This window comes from Curtobacterium sp. MMLR14_002 (assembly GCF_001864975.1).
GTDB lineage: Bacteria > Actinomycetota > Actinomycetes > Actinomycetales > Microbacteriaceae > Curtobacterium > Curtobacterium flaccumfaciens.
Map to the genome: position 1 here is coordinate 5372 of NZ_MJGT01000071.1, position 514 is coordinate 5885.

At 73.2% G+C, this 514-nt stretch carries 1 protein-coding gene; it reads left to right on the top strand.

The annotated features are described in order from the left end of the window. Window positions 1-310 (top strand): GNAT family N-acetyltransferase (locus tag BIU91_RS13395; protein WP_139196866.1); only part of this gene is annotated, 310 nt, incomplete at its 5' end. Between the last annotated feature and the right edge of the window lie 204 nt (window positions 311-514).

Genomic DNA, 514 nt, shown 5'->3' on the forward strand with positions numbered 1-514 from the left:
GACGATCCTGAACCCCGGCGCGTACGCCCGCGACGCCTCGACGCCGCCGGACTGGCGGATCGGCTGCGTGTTCGTCGAGTCCCGACACCGCGGTCAGGGGGTCGCACGCGCTGCGGTCACGACCGCACTCGACCAGATCCGGCGGGCCGGCGGCGGGACGGTCGAGGCCTACCCGGAGCAGACGGTCGAGCGGAAGCCGCAGCGCGGTGCCTACCTGCACACCGGGCCGGAAGAACTGTTCACGCAGTTCGGGTTCGTGCGCGACCGCCGCATCGCCAAGTGGCGGTGGGTGATGCGCACGACGGTGTGACCGGCGTACCCGCTCGACGCCGCGCTGCCAGGCCGGCGCGCGTACCGTGGGAACCGTGACACGCACCGCTCCGGTACGACCGCACCGCCTCGCCCTCATCGGCGCCGCCGTGGCCCTGGTGATCGGGGTCGGACTGCTCTTCACCCCCTGGGACGGACCGGTCATCGTGCTCGCCTGGGCGCTCATCGTCGCCGCGGTCGTCCT